Annotated in this window: 14 protein-coding genes and 1 pseudogene; 7 read left to right on the top strand and 8 right to left on the bottom strand. The window is 60.6% G+C overall.

Annotation, left to right across the window (positions count from 1 at the left end):
- Positions 1-47 precede the first annotated feature (47 nt).
- A complete protein-coding gene (locus NJC40_RS27410; protein ID WP_045481975.1) occupies positions 48-617 on the top strand; it encodes an elongation factor P in 570 nt (189 codons plus the stop codon).
- Between the two features lie 126 nt (positions 618-743).
- On the opposite strand, the gene NJC40_RS27405 is transcribed toward NJC40_RS27410, so the two are convergent.
- The 3 genes from NJC40_RS27405 to NJC40_RS27395 form a co-directional block, all read right to left on the bottom strand.
- Complete coding sequence (locus tag NJC40_RS27405; RefSeq protein ID WP_045481974.1) at positions 744-1,163, bottom strand: organic hydroperoxide resistance protein; 420 nt, start codon at positions 1,161-1,163, stop codon at positions 744-746.
- Between the two features lie 210 nt (positions 1,164-1,373).
- On the bottom strand, positions 1,374-3,458 hold the full coding sequence (locus NJC40_RS27400) for a TonB-dependent receptor (RefSeq protein WP_253140706.1): 2,085 nt from the start codon (positions 3,456-3,458) through the stop codon (positions 1,374-1,376).
- Between the two features lie 180 nt (positions 3,459-3,638).
- Entirely contained in the window at positions 3,639-4,091 is a 453-nt protein-coding gene (locus NJC40_RS27395; protein WP_045481970.1) for a MarR family winged helix-turn-helix transcriptional regulator, read from the bottom strand.
- Between the two features lie 102 nt (positions 4,092-4,193).
- Here NJC40_RS27395 and NJC40_RS27390 point away from each other — a divergent pair, with 102 nt between their 5' ends.
- A complete protein-coding gene (locus tag NJC40_RS27390; RefSeq protein ID WP_045481967.1) occupies positions 4,194-4,940 on the top strand; it encodes a sulfite exporter TauE/SafE family protein in 747 nt (248 codons plus the stop codon).
- A gap of 12 nt (positions 4,941-4,952) precedes the next feature.
- Here NJC40_RS27390 and NJC40_RS27385 read toward each other — a convergent pair whose 3' ends face one another.
- Positions 4,953-6,299, bottom strand: a complete 1,347-nt coding sequence (locus tag NJC40_RS27385) for a class II 3-deoxy-7-phosphoheptulonate synthase (RefSeq protein WP_045481964.1) — start codon at positions 6,297-6,299, stop codon at positions 4,953-4,955.
- Between the two features lie 419 nt (positions 6,300-6,718).
- Here NJC40_RS27385 and NJC40_RS27380 point away from each other — a divergent pair, with 419 nt between their 5' ends.
- Positions 6,719-7,474: a spermidine synthase gene (locus NJC40_RS27380; protein WP_045481961.1), complete on the top strand. Its 756-nt coding sequence runs from the start codon at positions 6,719-6,721 to the stop codon at positions 7,472-7,474.
- A gap of 428 nt (positions 7,475-7,902) precedes the next feature.
- Positions 7,903-9,573, top strand: a complete 1,671-nt coding sequence (locus NJC40_RS27375; protein ID WP_045481958.1) for a DEAD/DEAH box helicase — start codon at positions 7,903-7,905, stop codon at positions 9,571-9,573.
- A gap of 188 nt (positions 9,574-9,761) precedes the next feature.
- On the opposite strand, the pseudogene NJC40_RS27370 reads toward NJC40_RS27375, so the two are convergent.
- Positions 9,762-10,528: pseudogene (locus NJC40_RS27370) on the bottom strand (DODA-type extradiol aromatic ring-opening family dioxygenase).
- A gap of 101 nt (positions 10,529-10,629) precedes the next feature.
- Between NJC40_RS27370 and NJC40_RS27365 the strand changes: the two are divergent.
- Positions 10,630-11,283: a thiopurine S-methyltransferase gene (locus NJC40_RS27365; protein ID WP_253140707.1), complete on the top strand. Its 654-nt coding sequence runs from the start codon at positions 10,630-10,632 to the stop codon at positions 11,281-11,283.
- 51 nt (positions 11,284-11,334) lie between these two features.
- Here NJC40_RS27365 and htpX read toward each other — a convergent pair whose 3' ends face one another.
- Complete coding sequence (htpX, locus tag NJC40_RS27360) at positions 11,335-12,222, bottom strand: protease HtpX (protein WP_045481949.1); 888 nt, start codon at positions 12,220-12,222, stop codon at positions 11,335-11,337.
- 222 nt (positions 12,223-12,444) lie between these two features.
- Positions 12,445-13,656: a pyridoxal phosphate-dependent aminotransferase gene (locus NJC40_RS27355; protein ID WP_045481946.1), complete on the bottom strand. Its 1,212-nt coding sequence runs from the start codon at positions 13,654-13,656 to the stop codon at positions 12,445-12,447.
- Positions 13,657-13,833: 177 nt separating this feature from the next.
- Here NJC40_RS27355 and msrB point away from each other — a divergent pair, with 177 nt between their 5' ends.
- Together msrB and NJC40_RS27345 are read left to right on the top strand one after the other, a co-directional pair.
- The gene (gene msrB / locus NJC40_RS27350) at positions 13,834-14,229 is read left to right on the top strand and encodes a peptide-methionine (R)-S-oxide reductase MsrB (RefSeq protein WP_045481942.1); all 396 of its coding nucleotides are present in this window, start codon (positions 13,834-13,836) and stop codon (positions 14,227-14,229) included.
- Positions 14,230-14,271: 42 nt separating this feature from the next.
- The gene (locus NJC40_RS27345; RefSeq protein ID WP_045481939.1) at positions 14,272-14,757 is read left to right on the top strand and encodes a glutathione peroxidase; all 486 of its coding nucleotides are present in this window, start codon (positions 14,272-14,274) and stop codon (positions 14,755-14,757) included.
- 3 nt (positions 14,758-14,760) lie between these two features.
- Here NJC40_RS27345 and NJC40_RS27340 read toward each other — a convergent pair whose 3' ends face one another.
- Positions 14,761-17,127 carry a hybrid sensor histidine kinase/response regulator gene (locus NJC40_RS27340; protein ID WP_253140708.1) on the bottom strand — a complete coding sequence of 789 codons (2,367 nt, stop codon included), beginning with the start codon at positions 17,125-17,127 and terminating at the stop codon, positions 14,761-14,763.
- Between the last annotated feature and the right edge of the window lie 12 nt (positions 17,128-17,139).

The following is a 17,139-nucleotide window of genomic DNA, read 5'->3' as shown; positions in this document are numbered from 1 at the left end:
TCTCGTACAGAGCCTTCGCTAACTCCATCCAAATTCGGATATCTGCAATGAAAACTGGTAAAGAGCTGAAACCCGGCACCGTGATTCGTATCGACAACGATCCTTGGCTGGTTCAAAAGGCTGAGTTCACCAAGTCCGGCCGTAACAGCGCGATCATGAAGACCAAGCTGAAAAACCTGCTGACCGGCTACAAGACTGAAACTGTCTACGGTGCAGACGACAAGCTGGACGATGTGATCCTGGACCGCAAGGAAGCCACCCTGTCGTTCATCAGCGGTGACACCTACACGTTCATGGACACCACCGACTACACCATGTACGAGCTGAACGCCGAAGACATCGACGCCGTTCTGCCATTCGTCGAAGAAGGCATGACCGACGTTTGCGAAGCCGTGTTCTTCGAAGAGCGTCTGGTTTCGGTAGAGCTGCCGACCACCATCGTGCGTCAGGTTGACTACACCGAAGGTTCCGCTCGTGGCGACACCTCTGGCAAAGTGATGAAGCCTGCCAAACTGAAAAACGGCACCGAGCTGAGCGTTGCTGATTTCATCGAAATCGGCGACATGATCGAGATCGATACCCGTGAAGGCGGTTCCTACAAAGGCCGTGCCAAATAAGCACTGCTTTGTAGCCACGCTTCACGAAAAAGCCCGCACAGTGTTGCGGGCTTTTTCGTTGCGGATGAAAAAACGGGAGATCCGCAAGGGATCTCCCGTTAGTGCAAGCCAAACCGTTTGCAGCAATCAGACGGTCACGTGCAGGCGTACATCAACGTTGCCACGGGTGGCGTTGGAGTACGGGCAGACCTTATGCGCTGCATCGACCAGTTGCTGGGCGTCAGCCTGTTCCAGGCCCGGCAGGCTGATATGCAGGTCGATGTCCAGACCGAAGCCACCCTCAATCTGACCAATGCCCACGTGAGCGGTGATCGAAGCGTCTGCCGGGATACTACGCTTGCTCTGGCCCGCCACGAACTTCAGGGCGCCGATGAAGCAGGCCGAGTAGCCGGCGGCGAACAGTTGCTCAGGGTTGGTGGCTTGACCGCCCGCGCCGCCGAGTTCTTTTGGGGTGGCCAGCTTCACATCGAGAATGTTGTCACTGGAGATCGCACGGCCGTCACGGCCACCGGTGGAGGTTGCTACTGCGGTGTAGAGCGCTTTCATGAGATTTCCTCGTCGGTTGTGTTTTGCGCTAAAATTTAGCGCGCTAACTAATGTGAGGTGAAATGTATCCTGCAATTATCTTGCGCGCAAGTTAATTGTTGGGAATTTCTCGGGCTGGCGCTTAGCAAGGGTAGAAGAAGGTGTCAGAACCTGCACGCCGCAGGGCCAAACCGGTCCTGCGGCGTGCAGACAGTCGTTGAACGATCCGGATCAGAAGCTATAGGTCCCGGTCACCACCAGGCTGCGCGGATCACCGAGACGGATCTGCCCGGCGCTGGTGGCCGAACTGTAGTAGTTCTGGTCGGTCAGGTTATTCAGTGCCGCACGCAGGTCCCAGTCCTTCTGCCGGTAGCCGGCCAGGGCATCCCAGCGGCCGTAGCCAGGCAGTACCGTGGTGTTCTGGTTATCTGCATAGCGCTGGCCGACCAGGGTCAGGCCGGTTTCGGCGTACCAGCCGCTTTCCGGCTTCCAGGTCAGGAATACACTGCCGTTGCGCTTGGCGACGTTACTGACCCGGTTGCCCGCCAGGCCATTGTTGTCCTCGACGATGGTTGCGTTCTGAATGCCGATGCCGCCGCGCACGTACCAGTTGCCAGCCAATTGCCCGGTGGCCGTCAGTTCCACGCCGCGTGAGCGCTGCATGCCGGTGAGAATGGTCAGGCTCGGGTCGTTCGGATCGGTTGTGCGGCGGTTGTAAAGCTCCAGCTCATAAATGGCCAGGGTGGTGCTCAGACGATCATTGAGCCAGTCGCTCTTGACGCCGATTTCCTTCTGCTTGGTCAACTCTGGGCTGACATCATTGGTATTGCCGGTGGCTCCGGGGGTGATACCGATCAGGCCACCGCCGACCGGCGAGAAGGTCTTGGTCCAGGAGGCATAGAACGAATGTTCCGGCAGTGGCGTCCAGACCAGGCCGACACGCGGGCTGGTGCTATGGCTGTCACGGGCTTCGCTGATATCGCGCAGGCGGTTGGTGGTGTCGACCTCGAAGCGGTCGTAGCGCCAACCGCCGAGCAGTTGCCATTGGTCGTTCAGGCGCAGTTGATCCTGTACATACAGTGCGCGGCTCTCGACCTCGGTGTAGTTGTGGCTCGACGGGCTCATCAGCCCGGTGTGCCGCTGGTTGCGGTCCGGGTTATAGGGATCGAGCGAGGGCACCGAACCGTTGGCGGCGCTGTAGAGCCTGGGATCGCGGCGCTGGTTGCCCACTTCGATGCCGGTCAGCACCCGGTGTTCCAGGCCAAAGGTGTCGAAGCTGCCTTCAAGCTCGATGTTGTTGAAGACATTGCGGGTATGCAGGTCTTGCTGGAAGCGCGCGCGGGTGACCCGGTTGGTCGCGGCGGTATAGCCGGTCAGGTAGGTGTTATCAAAATCGCTGTCGAGTTTGAAGATCCCCAGGGTCTGGCGCAGTTGCCAGCGTTCGTTGAGCTCATAACTGAGCTTTGAGCGCAGCGACTGGGCCTTGTCGTCGATGTAGTCGCGGCTGTCGCCGTAAGTGGTGTCGCGGCTGACGTCCGCCGGGCGGCCACCGATACCCGGAATGCCACGATCCGGGGTGCGGTCGAAGCGGCTGTACTCGTACTGCACCAGCCAGTTCAGCTCCGGGGTCAGTTGCCAGCTCATCGACGGGGCGAATAACTGGCGATGGCTGGAGATGTCATCACGGAAGCTGTTGCTGTCCATGTTGCCCAGGTTCAGGCGCAGGCTGATGTTCTCGCTGGGGTCGGTGCTCAGGTCGGCGTACAGGCTGCGCAGGTCATTGGTGCCGCCTTGGGCTTCGAGGGTCGAGCGGCGTCCGGCCTGCGGTGCCTTGCTGACCCGGTTGACGATACCGCCCTGGCTGCCACGTCCGTAAAGCACCGCCGCCGGGCCTTTGAGAACTTCCAGCCGCTCGGTGTTGTGCAGGTCGCGGACGTACTGGCTGTCGTCGCGGATGCCGTCCAGATAGAAGTCGTTGCTGGCATCGAAGCCGCGAATACGCAGGCCGTCAAAGCGGGTATCGGAACTGTCGCTGATGTTCGGCAGGCCGCTCAGCGCCGTGCCCAGGTCCTTGACACCATAGTCCAGCACGTTGGCGGTCTTGACCGTGTCGATGGCCTGCGGCACATAGCGGACCGGGGTTGAGGTGCGTGTCGCGGTGCTGACCTCTTTGACCCGTGGGCTGGTTTCTTCCTGTTCAGCGTTGGCGTTGATCGACAGTTCTGGCAGGGTGGTCGAGGCGGCGCTGACAAAACCTGCGCCAAGCAGGGCTGAGATGCCGATAGCCAAGGGCGAAAGGCGTGATGGGGCAGACATGGGTGATGCATCCTGAGTGTGTGTAAGCGTTATTATTTAGGATGCGAATGTTAATGCTTTGCATTTGCTATCAAGAAGGCATTCCAGCGTCGCCGTCTGCTGCGATTGTATCTTTATATTTCAAATTGACATCAAAGGGTTATCCTAGACACTTGCCAGCCTGACATCGCTGAATCGGCATCAGCGATGCGTGCTCAGGTTGTCGCGCAGGTCCAGCAATTGCTCTTGCAGCTTGACCAGTCGTTCCAGGTCCAGGCCGCTGGCCGAGAGAATGCAATTGGGGACGGCTTGTGCCTTGAGTTGCAGGGCACGGCCCTGCTCGGTCAGGTGCAGCAGGACCACGCGCTCATCGTCCTTGCTGCGGGTACGGCTGAGCAGGCCTTCGCCTTCCAGGCGCTTGAGCAAGGGGGTCAGGGAGCCGGGGTCGGTGAGTAGACGGGTGCTGATTTCTCCCACCGTCAGACCGTCACGTTCCCAGAGCACCAGCATGGCCAAGTACTGCGGATAGGTCAGGCCCAACGCCTGGAGCAGCGGTTTGTAGACCTTGGTCATCATCAATGAGGTGGAATACAGCGCAAAGCACAACTGGTTATCCAGTTTCAGCGCGTCGCAGGTCGAAGGTGTGTCAGTCATGAAAACTCCTGGTGCATTCGAAGCAGGGGCGTAATTTAGTGTTGTGATCTTTAATGCGCCAGATAATTCAGGCCGGCGCACAGTCTGAACCGGGGAAGTGGCGTGATTGATGTGGTGATGTTTGTGTTGCTCGGTGCGGCGATGGGCACGCTGGGTGGCTTGTTCGGGATTGGTGGCGGGTTGGTGGCGATCCCGGCGCTGGGCGTGTTGTTCGGCCTGGATCAGCAACTGGCTCAGGGCACGGCGCTGTTGATGGTGTTGCCCAACGTGTTGCTGGCGCTATGGCGCTATAACCAGCGCAACAGGATTCAACTGCGCCACGCGCTGATGCTGATTGTGCCCAGTTTTATTTTTGCCTGGCTGATGTCGCTGTGGGCAGTCAGCCTGGACCCGCAGAGCATGCGCCTGGGGTTTGTCGGCTTTCTGCTGATACTGATCGTTTTCAATCTGATGCAGATGATCCGCAGCACGACCCGGCTCGGGGCTGGCCTTCAGCGCGAGCGCTGGCTCTGGTTGCTGGGGGTTGGTTCAGGGATTACCGGCGGGCTGTTCGGTGTCGGTGGCGGCGTGGTGGCGACGCCGATTCTGACCAGCCTGTTCGGTGCCAGTCAGGTGGTGGCCCAAGGCTTGGCACTGGCGCTGGCCGCGCCAAGTACCGGCATCACGTTGCTGACCTACGCCTGGCACCAGCATGTTGATTGGCACATGGGCGTGCCACTGGCGGTGGGCGGCCTGGCCAGCATCAGTTGGGGCGTCAAGCTTGCGCATTCGCTGCCGGAGCGGCAGTTGCGCAAGCTGTTCTGCGTGTTCCTGATGGTTTGCGCGGTGATCCTCGCGCTCAAGGTCTGAGCGCGCGGTGGTTCAACGCTTGACCTGTTTCAGCGTATCGGCAATCAGGAACGCCAGCTCCAGCGACTGGTCGGCGTTCATCCGCGGGTCGCAATGGGTGTGATAGCGGTCTGACAAGCCATCCTCGGTGATCGGCCGTGCACCGCCAATGCATTCGGTGACGTTCTGCCCGGTCATCTCGATATGAATGCCGCCGGCATGTGTGCCTTCGGCCTGATGAACCTGGAAAAACTGCTTCACCTCACTGAGGATCTGCGCAAAGTCGCGGGTCTTGTAGCCGCTGCTGGCCTTGATGGTATTGCCATGCATCGGGTCGGAACTCCACAGCACTTTGCGGCCTTCGCGCTCGACGGCGCGGATCAGCCCCGGCAGGTGATCACCGACCTTGTCAGCGCCCATCCGCGCAATCAGGTTCAGGCGCCCTGGGTCATTGTCCGGGTTGAGGATATCGATCAAACGAATCAGATCCTCGGTGTTCATACTCGGACCGACCTTGACCCCGATCGGGTTATGCACGCCGCGCAAGAACTCGACATGGGCGCCGTCGAGCTGTCGGGTACGGTCGCCGATCCAGAGCATGTGTGCCGAGCAGTCGTAAAAGTCCTGGGTCAGGCTGTCACGGCGCACGAAGGCCGCTTCATAGTTGAGCAGCAGCGCTTCATGTGCGGTGAAAAAACTGGTTTCGCGCAGTTGCGGGGCGCTGTCCAGGCCGCAGGCGCGCATAAAGGCCAGGGTCTCGTCGATACGGTTGGCCAGTTGGCTGTATTTTTCAGCCAGTGCCGAGTTGGCGATGAAATCCAGGTTCCATTGATGGACCTGATGCAGGTCGGCAAAGCCGCCTTGGGCGAAGGCGCGCAGCAGGTTCAGGGTGGCGGTGGACTGATGGTAGGCCTGCAACAGGCGGTCCGGGTCCGGCACACGGCTCCGGCTGTCGAAGCCGATGCCGTTGACGATGTCGCCGCGGTAGGCCGGCAGGGTCACGCCATCGATGGTTTCATCATTGGCCGAGCGCGGCTTGGCGAACTGGCCAGCCATGCGCCCGACCTTGACCACCGGGCAGCCCGAGGCAAAGGTCATGACAATTGCCATCTGCAGCAAGACCTTGAAGGTATCGCGAATCTTCGCAGCGGAGAATTCTGCGAAGCTCTCGGCGCAATCACCGCCCTGCAGCAGGAAGGCGCGCCCCTCGGTCACTTCGGCAAACTGGCGGCGCAACTCGCGTGCCTCACCGGCGAACACCAGTGGCGGAAAACCGGCCAGGGTCTGCTCGACGCGCTGCACATGAGCGGCATCGGGGTACAGGGGTTGTTGCTGGATCGGCAAGGCCCGCCAGCTGTCCGGGCTCCACGGTTGGTTCATTGTCGGCTCATGTCAGGGCAAGTCGGGAGCCGCATGTTAGGGGCTGTTGCCGTTTCATCACAACCGCGTCGAGGTCTGTTTGTCGGCCGGCATAGGCTTCACTCTGTTGGAATGCGTGTGACAACACAGCCACGGCCGTACGGTTTGCGCCCCAAATCGCGCCAGCTCGGGCGGCGCTCCGCTCTTCGAAAGGCTTGAAAAGGCAGCGACCATTTCCTGCGTCCTTCGCCTCGCCTGACACGATTTGGCGCTGAAACGCGGTCTGTGCTGAAACGGCAACAGACCCTGGCAGCTTGATGGGGTCTACCGAATGCCGGGCGACGACAGCCAGCAGATCAATGTTGTGACAAGGCCCGGCATTTGGTCGACAATTCGCATTTTGCGCTCAGCACTGCATGAGCCAGCCGCCAGGAGAGGTCATGACCGACGAGCGTGAAGAACGAATCCTGGCCGAGGTCCACGATGACTTCGGCATGATCCGTGTACTGGAAGTCGAAGATTATCGGTTTCTCGAATTTGGCGATGCGATCGAACAGAGTTGCACCTTCACCGCCGATCCGGCCTGGCTGGAGTACGATTACACCCGTGCCATGCTGATCGGTGCGCTGTGCCATGAGGCGCCGGAAAGCGCGTTGTTCCTGGGCCTCGGTGCCGGCACCCTGACCCAGGCGTGCCTGAAATTCCTGCCGCTGGAAGACGTCGAGGCCATCGAGTTGCGCCCTGAAGTGCCGCGTCTGGCCATGGAGTACATGGGGCTTGAAGATGATCCGCGGCTCTATATCCGGGTCGGCGATGCCTTGCAGTTGCTGGAAACCGCTGAGCCTGCCGACCTGATCTTCGTCGACCTGTACACCGATGTCGGCCCGGGTGCCGGGCATCTGGCCTGGAGTTTTCTGGAGAACTGCCAGAAACGTCTGACCCCCGGCGGCTGGCTGGTCATCAACCAGTGGGCGAACGATGACGGCAGGCCGCTGGGCGCGGCGCTGTTGCGCGGGCTTTATCATCGGCATTACTGGGAACTGCCGGTCAAGGAAGGCAATGTCATTCTGATTGTGCCGGCGGACCTTGAACAGGTGCTTGAAGTCGATGCCCTGATGGCCCGTGCAGAGGCTCTGGCGCCACGCTTGGGCTACTCGTTACAGACGCTGATCAAGGACATTCGCCCGGCTTCATGACACGCGGCGGCGGGCAGATTGTCGCAGTAGACAGACGGCGCGGGCAGGGCCATTGTCAGCGAACATGAATCGATTTAGCCGGGATGTACCGATATACGCTGCTCGGCGCCTGCATCACCCGCGAAAACGGCGGCGCCGCGCTGCATGAAACGTGTGTCAAATGGCCAATTTTTCATAAAAAAACCCTCACTTAACCTGGCAATTCCGGTATAGTGCGCGCCGGCCTTTCACCGGGCCGTCGTTCAGAGGGATGCATTAGCCGGAGCCTGCTTCGGTGGCTGGTTCGCAAGCCGGACTATCCTGAACGATCCATTCATCAATTGTTTTCGCAAATCCCCGCCACAAAGCAGCCAGGGTGACTCTTGAGTCGTACACGGCACGCGCAGCTTTGCAGCATGGGTCTTTGCGGATGCACCAGAGGCAGACCCATGACCCAGGAAAACGGCGGCTTCGCCGCTCTCGATCTTCATCCGAATATTGTTGCTGCTGTTATCGCTACAGGCTACGAAGAGCCTTCGGCCATTCAGCAACAATCGATCCCTATCATTCTTGCCGGTCACGACATGATTGGCCAGGCGCAGACCGGTACCGGCAAGACCGCCGCGTTCGCCCTGCCGATCCTCAATCGTATCGATCCGAGCAAGCGTGAGCCCCAGGCCCTGATCCTGGCGCCCACCCGCGAGCTGGCCCTGCAAGTGGCCACTGCGTTCGAAACCTACGCCAAACAGATGCCGGCCGTGAACGTCGTCGCTGTCTACGGCGGTGCACCGATGGGCCCGCAGCTCAAGGCTATCCGCAACGGCGCGCAAATCATCGTCGCCACCCCGGGCCGTCTGTGTGACCACCTGCGTCGTGACGAGAAAGTCCTGACCACCGTGAACCACCTGGTTCTGGACGAAGCTGACGAAATGCTCAAGCTGGGCTTCATGGATGACCTCGAAGTGATCTTCGATGCCATGCCGGAAACCCGTCAGACCGTACTGTTCTCGGCGACCCTGCCGCCGTCGATCCGTGCGATCGCCGAGCGTCACCTGCGTAACCCGCAGCACGTCAAGATCCAGACCAAGACCCAGACCGTCACCAAGATCGAGCAGGCTCACCTGCTGGTTCACGCTGACCAGAAGACCAACGCGGTCCTGAGCCTGCTGGAAGTCGAAGACTTCGACGCCCTGATCATGTTCGTGCGCACCAAGCAGGCCACTCTGGACCTGGCTGGCGCCCTGGAAGCCAAAGGCTACAAGGCTGCTGCACTGAACGGTGACATCGCCCAGAACCAGCGTGAGCGCGTCATCGACTCGCTCAAGGATGGCCGTCTGGACATCGTGGTCGCGACCGACGTCGCCGCCCGTGGTCTGGACGTACCGCGCATCACTCACGTATTCAACGTCGACATGCCGTACGACCCTGAGTCTTACGTGCACCGTATTGGCCGTACCGGCCGTGCCGGTCGCGAAGGCCGTGCATTGCTGCTGGTCACCCCGCGCGAGCGCCGTATGCTGCAGGTCATCGAGCGTGTAACAGGCCAGAAGGTTGCGGAAGTCCGCCTGCCGGACGCCCAGACTATCCTCAGCGCCCGCATCAAGAAACTGACCAACAGCCTGACGCCGCTGGTGGCTGATGCTGAAGCCAGCCATGGCGAGCTGCTGGACCGCCTGACTGCCGATATCGGTTGCACCCCGCGTGCTCTGGCTGCTGCGCTGCTGCGCAAGGCCACCCTGGGTCAGGCACTGACCCTGGCCGATATCGAGCGTGAGCGTCCGCTGGTTCCAAACAACGCCCCACGTGCTGATCGCGGTGAGCGCGCCGAGCGTGGTGACCGTCCAGAGCGCGAACGTCGTGCACCGCTGCCACTGGGTGAAGGCCGTGCGCGTTGCCGTACTGCTCTGGGTGCCCGTGACGGCATCGCTGCCAAGAACCTGCTGGGTGCGATCCTCAACGAAGGTGGTCTGGCGCGTGACGCCATCGGCCGTATCCAGATCCGTGACAGCTTCAGCCTGGTTGAACTGCCAGAAGAAGGTCTGGAGCGTCTGCTGGCCAAGCTCAAGGACACCCGCGTAGCCGGCAAGCAGCTCAAACTGCGCCGCTATCGCGAAGATTGATCTGAGCGAATAAAAAAATCCCCGACTGGTTCGGGGATTTTTTTTGCCTGCACGACAGCCAGGCATTTTTTGGCTTGGCTTGGCGGTACAGGCAACCGCGGTAAACAATCTTGCACCGACCGAAAAACCTTCGCGACCAAGGTCGCTCCCACAGAGGTCTGTGGCGGCGAAAACTCAGGTGTAACGCCTCATCCAAACCTATAGATATCCATCCCCAGCGCCCCCAGGGTAAACCCCTGATGGGCGATGCTGAACGCACCTCCCGCGCCACGGGCGAAATACAGCGGCAACAGGTGCTCATCACTCGGATGATTACGCACCGCATGGGGTGCCAGCGACGGTAATCATGCAACGCGGCTTCGTCGTCGCTGCCCAGCCTGTCGATCATCCAGTCACGAAACGCCAATGCCCAATCAGTGGCCCGCTCGGGACCGGCCTGCCAGTCCAGCTCGCGCAGGTTGTGGGTAATGCTGCCGGAGCCGATGAGCAGGATGCCCTGGTCACGCAGCGGTGCCAGTGCCCGGCCAACCCGGGTCTGCAATTGCGGGCCGTGCTGGCTGGGCAGCGACACCTGGACCACCGCAATGTCTGCCTGCGGATACATCAGGCTCAGTGGCACCCATACCCCATGGTCAAACGGGCGGCTTTGGTTCAGCTTGACCGGCAGGCCGTCGGCACTGAGTAGCGCCGCAACCTGGGCCGAAACCTCAGGAGCGCCAGAGGCTGGATACTGCACCGCGAACAGTTCGGCGGGAAAGCCACCGAAGTCGTGCCAGGTGTCAGGCTGTGGATTGATGTTGACCTCCAGTTGCGGACTTTCCCAGTGCGCCGAGACAATCACGATCGCTCTTGGGCGCGGCAGGTTGGCAGCTATGCGCGCCAGAGCCGGGCCGCTGGCACCCGGTTCCAGGGCAAGCATGGGAGAACCGTGAGAAATGAACAGGCTGGGAAACATGGACGGTTACCGGATGGGAGTGAGCCTTCATCTTCAGGCACAATACCTATCCAGTTCCAATATAAGTTTTCGGGCTTTTAATCGAATTTTCGGGAGGATCAATGGAGCCGGACTTCTGGCACGAGCGCTGGGCCAACAGCCAGATTGGCTTCCATCAGGACGCGCCCAGCCCCTACCTGGCGCGCTATTGGCCCGGCTTGCCGCTGGCGCCCGGCGCACGGGTGCTGGTGCCGCTGTGTGGCAAGAGCCTGGACATGGCCTGGCTGGTCGAGCAGGGCCATTACGTGGTGGGCGTCGAACTGTCGGCCAAAGCGGTGCAGGACTACTTCAGCGAGCGTCAGGTGAAACCGCAGATTACCCGGCGCGGTGCGTTTGAGGTCTACAGTGCAGAGGGCTGTGAGCTGTGGTGCGGGGATATCTTCGAGCTCGACCCTGAGCTGCTCGGGCCGGTGCAGGGGCTTTATGACCGCGCCGCGATGATTGCCTTGCCGGTACCGATGCGCAAGCGCTATGTCGAGCTGCTGGATCGCTTGCTGCCAGCGTCCTGCGCTGGGCTGCTGGTCACGCTCGACTACGAGCAGGAGCAACTGCCGGGCCCGCCTTTTGCGGTGTCACCCGAGGAGGTCGGGTTGTTGTCGCAATGGCGCTGGCAAGCCACCCTGCTTGAACAAGTCGATGAGCTGCCCAACAGCATCAAGGCGCGCAAGGCCGGTGCGACACGACTCCAAGAACAGGTCTATCGGCTGGAACGTTGAGCTCATAAAAAAGGGCGACCCCAGGGTCGCCCTTTGCGTAGCGGCCTGTCATCAGCCGCGACGGCGCAGTGCCTCGATCCGTACTTCCAGCGGCGGGTGGCTCATGAACAGGCCTGCCAGGCCGTGCTTGAGGCCGCCATTGATGCCAAAGGCGCTGAGGGTGGCCGGCATCTGGACTGGCACACCCTGCTCGGCCTGGAGGCGTTGCAGGGCGCCGATCATGGCCTGGGTGCCGGCCAGTTGCGCGCCGGCTTCGTCGGCGCGGTATTCACGCTTGCGCGAGAACCACATGACGATGGCGCTGGCCAGAAAACCCAGTACCAGCTCGGCAAAGATGGTCGTCACGTAGAACGCAATGCCCTGGCCGCTCTCGTTCTTGAAGATCACTTTGTCGACGAAGTTGCCGATGATCCGTGCGAAGAACATCACGAAGGTGTTCACCACACCCTGCACCAGCGCCAGGGTGACCATGTCACCGTTGGCCACGTGGCCGATTTCATGGGCCAGCACGGCTTTCACTTCGTCGGGCGAAAAGCGCTCAAGCAACCCCTGGCTGACGGCGACCAGCGCGTCGTTACGGTTCCAGCCGGTGGCGAAAGCGTTGGCCTCGTAGGCCGGGAAAATCCCGACTTCCGGAGTCTTGATCCCGGCCTCGCGGGCCAGTTGCTCGACGGTTTGCAGCAGCCATTGTTCATGGCGAGTGCGCGGCTGGGTAATGATCTGGGTGCCGGTACTCATCTTTGCTGACCATTTGGAAATCAGCAAAGAGAACAACGAGCCGGCAAAACCGAACACGGCGCAGAACAGCAAGAGCTGATTGAGGTTCAGATCAACCCCGTTGGCCGCCATGATCCCGTTGAAGCCAAACAGGCTCAAGGTGATGCTGGCAATCAGCACCACCGCCAGGTTGGTGGCCAGGAACAGCAGAATGCGCATCATGGTCGAAAGGTTCTCCTCGGATAAATTGCAGCGTAATGCCGGGTATATAAGGCGATGCCAGTCGCTATTCAACAGGGGGACTATTTCAAACTGTGTCGCCTCGTCCTGCCTGAGAATAAAACCTTCGGGCTGAACAGTGGCTGAGCGTGACCCGATAGTGGACATCGGGTCAGCGGGGGAAATTCCCGACCCTGCCAGGGCGGCAGGATCGGCGGCAGCCATTTACTGGCGATAATTCTTGAGGAAGTTGCCGATCCGACCGATCGCCTGTTCCAGGTCATCGACCCGCGGCAGGGTCACCACGCGGAAGTGGTCCGGCCATGGCCAGTTGAACGCGGTGCCCTGAACGATCAGCAGCTTTTCCGAGAGCAGCAGGTCAAGGGCGAACTTTTCATCGTTGAGAATCGGGCAGACCTTCGGGTCGATGCGCGGGAACGCGTAGAGCGCACCCATCGGTTTGACGCAGCTGACGCCCGGGATGTCGTTGAGCAGTTCCCAGGTACGGTTACGCTGCTCCAGCAGCCGGCCAGGTGGCAGCACCAGGTCGTTGATGCTCTGGTAGCCGCCCAGCGCGGTCTGGATTGCATGCTGGCTCGGTACGTTGGCACACAGGCGCATGTTGGCCAGGATGTCGATGCCTTCGATGTAACTCTGGGCGGCATGTTTCGGGCCGGAGATGGCCAGCCAGCCGGAGCGGAAACCTGCCACGCGATACGACTTGGACAGGCCGTTGAAGGTCAGGCACAGCACGTCCGGGGCCAGCGAGGCGGTGCTGATGTGCACGGCCTCGTCATAGAGGATCTTGTCGTAGATCTCGTCGGAAAACACCACCAGATTGTGCTGGCGGGCCAGCTCAAGCATGCCTGACAGCACTTCTTTGGGGTAGACCGCACCGGTCGGGTTGTTAGGGTTGATGATCACCATGGCTTTGGTGTTCGGGGTGATCTTGGCTTTGATGTCGGCCAGGTCCGGCCACCAGTTGGCCTGCTCGTCGCACAGATAGTGCACCGGGTTGCCACCGGCCAGGCTCACGGCGGCGGTCCATAGCGGGTAGTCCGGCGCCGGGATCAGCACTTCGTCGCCATTGTTGAGCAGCGCCTGCATCGACATCACGATCAGCTCGGACACGCCGTTGCCCAGGTAGATGTCTTCGATACCGACACCTTCGACCTGCTTCTGCTGGTAGTACTGCATGACTGCTTTACGGGCGCTGAACAGGCCCTTGGAGTCACTGTAGCCCTGGGCAGTCGGCAGGTTGCGGATCACGTCCTGAAGAATTTCGTCCGGGGCTTCGAAACCGAATGGCGCCGGGTTGCCGATGTTCAGCTTGAGGATGCGATGGCCTTCCTCTTCCAGACGCTTGGCGTGCTTGAGCACCGGCCCGCGAATGTCATAGCAGACGTTGGCGAGCTTGTTCGATTTGCTGAACTGCATGTTGATGATCCCGAAGATGGACGTGCGGCAACGATGTGCGGCGCAATGGCCGTGAAAATGGGTTTGTCTGGCCTTGAAGCGGGTGACAGACTGATGACTGATGAGGCGCAATCATACGTGCCACCCGACCCGTGGAAAAGACACAGATCGGGGTTTTTCCGAACCGGAGGTGTATCAGTGGACAAGTTGCAAAAGACCCTCAAAGAGTGGGAAGAGATGCTCGATCCGCTGCAGTATCAGGTGTGCCGGCTCAAGGCTACCGAGCGGCCGTTTACCGGCAAATACAACAGCACTAAAACGGCGGGCATCTATCATTGTGTGTGCTGCGGGCTGGCGCTGTTCGATTCGGCTACCAAGTTCGACTCCGGCTGCGGCTGGCCCAGCTTTTATCAGACCCTGGACGACAGTGCGGTACTTGAAGTGCGCGATGTCAGCCACGGCATGATTCGTACCGAGGTGGTCTGCGCTCAATGTGATGCGCATCTGGGCCACGTGTTTCCGGATGGCCCGCCGCCCACCGGGCTGCGCTATTGCATCAACTCGGTGTGCCTTGACCTGGTGCCGAGCGCCTGACGGCGTCAACCAATCTGCCATTGAATACAAAGGGACATAAGCATGAGCCAGGACCTGCTGAACATTGCCTGCACCACACTCAGTGGCGAGCGCAAGACCTTGGGCGACTATGCCGGCAAAGCCTTGCTGGTGGTCAATACCGCCAGTCAGTGTGGCTTCACGCCGCAGTACAAGGGGCTGGAGCAACTCTGGCAGAGCTACCGCGAGCGCGGCCTGGTGGTGCTTGGTTTTCCGTGTAATCAGTTCGGCAAGCAGGAGCCGGGCAGCGATCAGGAGATCGCCGGCTTCTGCGAGTTGAACTATGGGGTCAGTTTCCCGCTGTTCAGCAAAATCGACGTCAATGGCCACAATGCCCATCCATTGTTCGTCCAGCTCAAGCAGCGCGCACCTGGCTTGCTGGGCAGCAAGCAGATCAAATGGAATTTCACCAAGTTCCTGATCAGTGGCAATGGCCAGCAGGTCAAGCGTTTCTCGCCGCTGACCAAGCCCGAGGCACTGCACGACGAGATCGAAGCGCTGCTGCGCTGAGCCTCACAGGGCGATGGGCGGCAGGCCCTGAGTGGCGGGTAGCCATTGATCCAGCACACTGAGCAGGTCGGCGCGGCGAAACGGCTTGGCCAGGTAATCGTTCATTCCGGCTGCCCGGCAGCGTTCACGCTCTTCGGGCATCGCGTTGGCGGTCAGCGCGACGATGGGCAGGTCCGGCCAGCGTCCGCTGCGGCGAATCTGCTGGCTGGCTTCGTAGCCGTCCATGACTGGCATATTGCAGTCCATCAACACCAGATCAAAGCTGCCGGACTCCAGCTGTTCCAGCGCCTCGCCACCGTGGCTGCTGATGATCACTTCGCAGCCCAGCTTATTGAGCATGCCCTTGGCCACCATCTGGTTGACCGGGTTGTCCTCGACCAACAGGATGCGTGCCTTGTGCGGCAGGCTGGGTTTTTTTTCGGTGTGCTCGGCGCTGTCACTGGACTCTTGGCGCAGGGTGCGGCGCAAGGTCTGGTACAAGGCGTTGCGAGCCAGCGGGCGGGCCTGTTGCTGCAGCGGCGCCAACGCGGTGACCTGCTCGCCAGGCATGAAGTTGCCGTAGGCCGTCACCAGCAGAATCGGGATCGATGTAATGCGGCGGATATCGAACAGGCATTCCGGGCAGTCGGTGACCAGCAGGTCCGGTTGCCGAGGTGCCTCCAGCAAGGTGCTGGCCTCGTCGATGCTGCGGCGCTCCAGGGTGACGCCCCAGGCGGGCAGCAGGCTGCCGAGTAATTCCACCAGGCCGCTGCCGGCCATGCTGATGACGGTGACATGACCGCTGAGCCGGTTCTGCATGATCGCAGACAGGTGCACCGGCAGCGGCAGGTCTGCGCAGAAACGACTGCCAAACCCGGGTTGCGATTCGATGCTCAGTTCGCCGCCCATGGCTTCACACAGATTGTGAGTCAGCGCCAGGCCCAGCCCGGTGCCGCCAAACTGGCGGGTAATGGCGGCTTCGGCCTGGGTAAAGGGCTGAATGATTCGCGCCTGGGCTTCCCGGGCGATACCGATACCGGTGTCACGTACCTCGATACGCACCCGGTAATCAAGGCTCTGCGGCTGCTGGTAATGAGTCAGGCGCACGTCAACCCGGCCAAAGCGGGTGAACTTCAGGGCGTTGGACAGCAGGTTACTGACAATTTGCCGGACCCGGGTCGGGTCGCCGATGATCAGTGAGGGAAAGTCCGGCGCGATCAGGCAGGTCAGTTCAACGCTGGGCGCGCTGTTCTGCGAGAGCAGGGTGGCGGTGTCCTCGATCAGGTTGCACAGGTCGAACGGAATGCGCTCGAACTCCAGATGACCCGAATTGAATTTGGACATGTCCAGAATATCGTTGAGCAGTTCGACCAATACTTTGCCCGAGTCGTGGGCAACCATCAGTTGTTGGCGCTGTTCGGCGCTCAGCGGGCCGTCGAGCGATAGCGCCAGCATGCCCAGCAGGCCATTTAGCGGGGTGCGGATTTCATGGCTCATATGCGCCAGGAACGCCGAGCGGGCCTGGGCCATGTCCAGCGCGGTACTGCGTGCCTGTTGCAGTTCTTCGTTGGACTGGCTCAGGCGCAGGTTGCTCGACTTCAATTCTGTGGTGCGCGCCGCAACGATGTTTTCCAGTTCGTCCAAATGCGTGGTAAGGCGATTTTCTGCTTCGCGGCGCTGGGCGAACTCACTGGCGACGGTCTCGATCTGGCGGTTGACGGTTTCGACCAGGATGCCGATTTCATCGCGTTCATGGCCGGGCGGGCAGACCAGCTTCTGCTGCTCACGGCGGCGAGGGTCATGGTGGGTCAGATCGCGAATCAGGGCGACCAGCGGCTTGGTCAGGGCCAGGTAAGAAAAGGCGCAGAGAATGGCGGCCAGGAGCAGGCTGCGGGCGAAGCTGTTGAGCAGGGTGATTTCAGTACGGTGCAGGAACGGGCTGCCGAACGCAAAGGTGTCCACGGTCAGGCTCAGGGTGCCGATAGGTTCATTCGGCATGTTATCGAGGCTCAGGTTGCGCTCGAACTGGCGGGTTTCGCCAAACAGGAAGTCGCTGATCAACCGGTAGCGGCCATTGCTGAGATTGCGCTCGACACTGGCCAATACCATATTGTTGTTATCGGTCAGGCGTGCGCTGACCACTGCCGATGATTGCAACAGCCCGAGTGTAAGTTCCTGGGCCAGCTCGGAATCAATGTTGTAGGCAATGCGTGACGCCGGATTGTGGCTGATTTCCAGCAGGGCATGAATTTCATGATCGATAGCCGCATCTTCGCTGGCATAATCGAGACCGATTTGTAACAGGCTCAGCAGCGTCCCCAGCACGAACCCGACCACCACGGCCAGGCGGGCCTGCTTGAACGACAACCTGTTGGTAAACGCTATATCCATTACCTACTGCCA

The organism is Pseudomonas sp. 21LCFQ02 (assembly GCF_024129895.2).
In the GTDB taxonomy this organism is placed as follows: domain Bacteria; phylum Pseudomonadota; class Gammaproteobacteria; order Pseudomonadales; family Pseudomonadaceae; genus Aquipseudomonas.
The sequence above is the reverse complement of the archived record's forward strand: the minus strand, read 5'-3'. Positions and strand labels throughout refer to the sequence as shown.

Coding starts and splice junctions, on each gene's coding strand:
- htpX (WP_045481949.1), bottom strand. CDS start 12,222: ATGATGCGCATTCTGCTGTTCCTGGCCACCAACCTGGCGGTGGTGCTG.
- NJC40_RS27355 (WP_045481946.1), bottom strand. CDS start 13,656: ATGCAGTTCAGCAAATCGAACAAGCTCGCCAACGTCTGCTATGACATT.
- NJC40_RS27365 (WP_253140707.1), top strand. CDS start 10,630: ATGGAGCCGGACTTCTGGCACGAGCGCTGGGCCAACAGCCAGATTGGC.
- NJC40_RS27395 (WP_045481970.1), bottom strand. CDS start 4,091: ATGACTGACACACCTTCGACCTGCGACGCGCTGAAACTGGATAACCAG.
- NJC40_RS27345 (WP_045481939.1), top strand. CDS start 14,272: ATGAGCCAGGACCTGCTGAACATTGCCTGCACCACACTCAGTGGCGAG.
- NJC40_RS27375 (WP_045481958.1), top strand. CDS start 7,903: ATGACCCAGGAAAACGGCGGCTTCGCCGCTCTCGATCTTCATCCGAAT.
- NJC40_RS27385 (WP_045481964.1), bottom strand. CDS start 6,299: ATGAACCAACCGTGGAGCCCGGACAGCTGGCGGGCCTTGCCGATCCAG.
- NJC40_RS27405 (WP_045481974.1), bottom strand. CDS start 1,163: ATGAAAGCGCTCTACACCGCAGTAGCAACCTCCACCGGTGGCCGTGAC.
- NJC40_RS27380 (WP_045481961.1), top strand. CDS start 6,719: ATGACCGACGAGCGTGAAGAACGAATCCTGGCCGAGGTCCACGATGAC.
- NJC40_RS27410 (WP_045481975.1), top strand. CDS start 48: ATGAAAACTGGTAAAGAGCTGAAACCCGGCACCGTGATTCGTATCGAC.
- NJC40_RS27400 (WP_253140706.1), bottom strand. CDS start 3,458: ATGTCTGCCCCATCACGCCTTTCGCCCTTGGCTATCGGCATCTCAGCC.
- NJC40_RS27340 (WP_253140708.1), bottom strand. CDS start 17,127: ATGGATATAGCGTTTACCAACAGGTTGTCGTTCAAGCAGGCCCGCCTG.